The organism is Azospirillum sp. B506, from assembly GCF_000333595.1.
Taxonomy (GTDB): Bacteria; Pseudomonadota; Alphaproteobacteria; order Azospirillales; family Azospirillaceae; genus Azospirillum.
The window spans coordinates 1-4966 of record NZ_BADK01000619.1; the positions used below are offsets into that span (position 1 = coordinate 1).

Sequence of the window (4966 nt, forward strand, 5' to 3'; positions counted from 1 at the left end):
TTCTGTCGAGCTGTGTCGGAGCACGGCTGGCGGCGAGGCTGCCGCTTTTCGCCACCGGCAAACCAAGTTTGAAACGATATGTATCAAATGTCTTATAAATTTATCGCATTTAAGCGCTAAATAACGCCTTCACACCCGCCAAACCGAGGCTCATTATCGATAGAAGCATCGCGTCCAACCTTAAGGCGCTCCGATGGTCCCGCAGCAAATCGCCAACACCACCCCCAGGTTGCTCAGCGTCATGAGCCAAGTCAACACGCACAAGGCGGAACCGCTGATGCCCGAAAAGGCCGTAGACGATTTCGTCGCCCGCCTTGCCGCGGCCAACCTGTCCGAGGACGAGCGTGCCGAGGCTTACGAGGCGGCGATGAAGCATCTGATGGCTCACCTGATCCGGCAGGAAGGCTGGCTGGCCGAGGAATTCGCCGCCGCCGCCCGGTCGCTCGGCGCCTACTGACCGTTTCCCTTGCCTTTGGGCCGCCCGTCCAGCTCGGGACCGGCGGCCTTTTTTCGTTCGTGGCATGGGAGCGAGTGGCCGGAACCCCCTCTCCGCTCCGGGGGAGAGGGAACCTTGAGATTCCCTTCCACCCTCACCGCTCGTTGAAGCTGTCGGACAGAGCGAAGTAGATCGGCTTCAGCAGATATTCCAGCAGCGACCGTTCGCCGGTGGTCATCTCCACCTGGGTGGTCATGCCGGGCAGCACCGGGTGCTGGACGTCGTCACGGCCGACATGGTTGCGGCTGAGTGCCACGACCGCCTTGTAATAGGGGCGGTGCTGCTCGTCCAGGAAGGTGGAGGCGGAGATGCGCAGGAGCTTGCCGGTGATGGCGCCATAGCGGGCGAAATCATAGGTCAGAACCTTGACCGTCGCCTCCTGCCCAACCTGGAGATGGCCGACGTCGCGCGGGGTGACATGCGCCTCCACCGTCATCTCATGATCGACCGGCACGATCTGCATCAGCACGCCGCCCTCCGGCACCACGGCGCCGATGGTGTTTATGCGCAGGTCCTGCACCAGCCCGCGCACCGGCGATAGAACGGTCAGGCGCTCGGCGCGGTCGTCCAGCTTGGCACGAGCCTCGCGCAGCTGGGCGATCTCGGCGGTGACCGTGCCCATCTCGGTCACGGCGTCCTGCGACAGCTTGGCCGACTGGTCGAGGATGCGGTTGCCGGCCTCGGTGATCGCCTGCTGGGTGGCGATCATCTGCCCCTCGATCCTCCGCTGCTCGCCCATCAGGCGCGACTGCTCGCGCTGGGGGTCCAGCGATTGCAGCTTCGAGGACAGGCCCATCGATTCCAGCCGGTTGCGGATGTCGACCGAGCCGGTGATGAAGGTGATCTGGTCCTTGATGTTGGCGAGCTGCCCTTCATACAGGGCCAGTTCCGCCTCGCGTTGCGACACCTGGGCGCGCAGCACGGCGATGGCGGTTTCGCGGGCCTGACGCTGGGTGTCGTAGATCAGGCGCTGGTCGGCGATCTGCGCCTCGGTCTGGGGCGTGTCGGGACCGGCGACCGCGGCGAAGTCGGGGGCGCGGCCGGCGGCGAAGGCGCGCAGCCGTTCCGCCCGCAGCTCCAGCGTCAGCAGACGGGCGTTCATCTGCTCGCGCTCCGCCTGGACCTGCTTGGGATCGAAGACGACCAGCGGCTGGCCGGCCTCCACCAGATCGCTTTCCTTGACCAAGATGGACGACACGATGCCGCCCTCCAGATGCTGGACGACCTGGGCATTGCCGGACGGCACCACCTGCCCGGCGGTGACGACGGCCTCCTTCACCGGCATCAGCGTGGCCCAGGCCAGCAGGGCCGCCATCAGCACGACCAGCACGAGAATGGTGGCGCGGACGAGCGACAGCGTCGCATCGTCGGCGCTGAGCGATTTGCCGGTGGGGCGGGCGAGGTCGGAAGCGGCCATCTTGCGGTTCACACGGAATAGAGGAAAGAGTGGAAGACGTCAGCGCTGGGGAGTGGCGGCGACGCCGGGCGGGCGTTGCAGCCCGATCCCGCCCAGCAGTGCCCCGGCAATGCCGTTGGCGATGCCGTTGCCGCCGCCACCACCCGCCCCACCCCCCGGACCTGTTCCCGGTCCGACCGGGCGGGGACCGGGCAGGCCGCCGGCCGGGGCGGCGGGAGCGATCATGCCGGCTTCCATCGTCAGCACCGTATCGGCCAGCGTCAGGTGGCTCGGTCGGTGGGTGACCAGAAAGATTGTGCTGTGGCCGCGCAGCGCGGCCAGGGCCGCATGCAGGGCCTTGTCGCCTTCGAAGTCCAGCCGGCTCGCCGGCTCGTCCAGCAGCAGGATGCGCGGTCGCCGGATGTAGGCGCGGGCCAGGCAGATCTTCTGCGTCAGGCTTGGCGACAGGCGCAGCGACTGGTTGTCGCCGATGCGGGTGTCCAGCCCGCGCGGCAGGGCCTCCACCTCGTCCATCGCCCCGGCCAGCGACAGCGCCCAGCGCAGTTCGGCCTCGTCGGCGGTCTGGTCGGCGAAGCGGAGATTCTGCGCGATGGTGCCGTAGAACAGCGAGCTGGCCTGCGGCACATAGCCGATGGACTTGCGCAGGTCGACCGGATCCATCTGGCGGATGTCGACGCCGTCGATCCGCACATTGCCGGCCTGCGGCGCATAGAGGCCCAGCATCACCTTCAGCAGCGACGACTTGCCGGCCCCGTCGGGTCCAACGATGGCGACAATCTGCCCCGGCTTGACGGCGAAGGTCACGCCGACCAGCGCCGGGTCCGCATCGTTGCGGTAGCGCAGCGACACGCGGGAGAAGGATACCTCGCCCTTCAGCCGGCGCGGCGGCAGGGTGGCGCAGCGCGGCTCGCGCTCCGGCCGGATGCTCATCAGGCCGTTGATCTGGCGGGCGTTGGCGCGCAGCTGCTCGATGCGCGGCAGCATGGAGACCGCGGTCTGCAGCGGCACCATCACCCGCCATAGCAGCATCATCGACGCCATCAGCGCACCCGGCGTCATGGCGCCGGTGAAGACCTGCAGGGCACCGACGCCGACGGTGGCGAGTCCGGCGACCGGAACCACCAGCCCGGCCAGCGCCGCGTGGGTCGCCGACAGGTTGGCGGCGGTGTGGCCCGAGCGGGCGGTGCGCGCCGACAGCCGGTCATAGCGGTCGCGCCAGTGGGCCAACCCGCCGATGGCGCGCAGCGCCGGCATCTTGGCGATCATTTCCACGAAGAATTCCTGCCGCTCGGTGTCGGCGCGCGCGGTGGTGCCGGTGCGGGCGCGCACCAGCGGGTGGACGGCGGCGCCGATGGCGGCGGTCACCAGCACGGCGGCCAGTGGCACCAGCGCCAGCGGCCCGCCCAGCACCGCCATCACGCCCAGGTAGAACAGGGCGAAGGGCACGTCGAACAGGGCCGCGACCTGACCCTGGCTGATGAAGTCGCGGATCGATTCCAGGTCCTTCACCCGGGCGATCTGCGTGCCGATGGCGGCGCGCTCGCTCATGCCCACCGGCAGCATCAGGATGCGCTCGATGGTGGCGTTGCTGATGGTACGGGCGATGCGCGATCCGGCATGGGCCAGCGCCCGGCCGCGGATCTGGCGCAGGGCGAAATCGCCGGCGATCACCAGCAACGCGCCGACGGCGATGGTCGCCAGAGTGTCGAAGGATCCGGTTCCGATCACCTTGTCATACACCGCCATGGTGAAAAGCGGGGCGGCGACGGACAGCAGGTTGATGACGGCGCTCAGTCCCAGCACCGCCCACAGCAGCGGGAAATAGCTGTGGAAGACCGTGCCGACCCAGTTCTGGTTGCCCGCGGCGCTGGCAATGTCCAGCGGCGCGAAGACATAGGCGGTGCCCTTGCCGAAACTCAGCGCGACCGTCTCGCGCGACTGGCCGCTGAAGGCTAGGACGCCGTTGTCGTCGGCGGACAGCAGCGTGTAGATGCCTCCGTCGCGCGTGCGGAACAGGCAGGGCAGCAGTGACGGCTCGGGCCGGGCGAGATCGAAGCGCAGGCTGCGCCCCTCGAAATGCAGGCGCTGGAAGACGTCGCACAGCTCCTCCACCGTCTGCACCTCGGAGAAGTGGGGCAGGGCTTCCGCCAGCGTCTGCGGCGCGCCGCGCCAGCCGAGCGCATCCAGCAGCGGCACCATGCAGGCGCCGACGGCCGACGCTTCGGCCAGCCGGCGGCGCAGGATGTCGCCATCGTCGTGGGCGGCGCGGATCGGTTCGGCGGCGGCCTTGACGGCGCCTTCGCCCGGCGCCGCGGCGGGGAGCGCGGCGACCAGGGCCGGCTGCCCGCCGGCGATTTCGGACGCCTGGTTGCGGGCGACCGCATGACCGTCGACGATCTGCACCACCCGGTCCGCCAGCGACAGCAGCGACGGGCGGCTGGTGACCAGCAGGATGGTGACGTTGCCGCGCATCTCCTCCAGCGCGCGGCGGAACACCCGGTCGGACTCGACGTCGAGGGAGGAGTTCGGCTCGTCCAGCAGCAGAACCGCCGGCTCGCGGACCAGTGCGCGGGCCAGACAGATCATCTGGCGCGCGCCGCGGGGCAGAGCCTCCTGCGAGGCGTCGCCGACAATGGTCTCGTAGCCCTGCGGCAGGCTGGCGATCCGGCGGTCGAGGCCGAGGCGGTTGCTGGCGGCATGGCGGACCACGCCCTTCGACACTGTCACCTCGCCGGCCGGAACCTTCCAGCGCGCGGATGCTGCGGCGACCAGCATGGCGCGGGCGGCCGCACCGGCCATGCGCAGCTCGTCCCAGCTGTTGGCGACGGCGGTGGAGCCGCCGGTGCCCTGGATGCCGAAGAAATGGTTGGCATACAGCTTCTGGTCGGCCGGGGCGAAGGCGCCGCGCACCTGCGACCAGTCGGCGTCCAGCTCCTCCGCCGCGATGGTGGCGATACCGGTGACGATGCCCTGGCCCTTGTCCAGATGCTTGGCCAGAACGGTGACGGTGTTGTCGGGCGCCACGATGATGAAGGCATGCGGACGCGGTCGGC

Annotated in this window: 3 protein-coding genes; 1 reads left to right on the plus strand and 2 read right to left on the minus strand. The window is 69.1% G+C overall.

Annotated elements, in window-relative coordinates:
* The first annotated feature begins 193 nt into the window (after positions 1-193).
* Positions 194-457, plus strand: a complete 264-nt coding sequence (locus I71_RS18490; RefSeq protein ID WP_042696307.1) for a hypothetical protein — start codon at positions 194-196, stop codon at positions 455-457.
* Between the two features lie 133 nt (positions 458-590).
* Here the strand turns inward: I71_RS18490 and I71_RS18495 are convergent, their stop codons facing one another.
* Positions 591-1913 (minus strand): HlyD family type I secretion periplasmic adaptor subunit, encoded by a 1323-nt coding sequence (locus I71_RS18495; protein ID WP_042696308.1) that lies wholly within the window; start codon positions 1911-1913, stop codon positions 591-593.
* Between the two features lie 39 nt (positions 1914-1952).
* On the minus strand, positions 1953-4966 hold a 3014-nt coding region (locus tag I71_RS18500), incomplete at its 5' end, for a peptidase domain-containing ABC transporter (RefSeq protein ID WP_148294278.1).